General features: G+C 66.1%; 1 rRNA gene. It reads right to left on the reverse strand.

What is annotated here, in order from left to right:
• A 16S ribosomal RNA gene (locus H6A15_RS10270) occupies window positions 1–197 on the reverse strand; the annotation flags it as partial.
• Window positions 198–236 lie beyond the last annotated feature (39 nt).

Raw genomic sequence — 236 nt, forward strand, 5'->3', positions numbered from 1 at the left:
GGGGGGCCATGCGGCCCCCCGGCGCATCGGGTATTACCCCAGGTTTCCCTGAGCTATCCCCGGGCGCGGGGCAGGTTGGTCACGTGTTACTCAGCCGTTCGCCACTCGCGTCCCTCCGAAGAGGGGTGCCGTTCGACTTGCATGTGTTAGGCGCGCCGCCAGCGTTCATCCTGAGCCAGGATCGAACTCTCCGTCCAAACTTTAGAAGTCTGGTCCGCGGAGGCCCGACCGGCCAG

The organism is Enorma phocaeensis (assembly GCF_016901575.1).
Taxonomy (GTDB): domain Bacteria; phylum Actinomycetota; class Coriobacteriia; order Coriobacteriales; family Coriobacteriaceae; genus Limicola; species Limicola phocaeensis_A.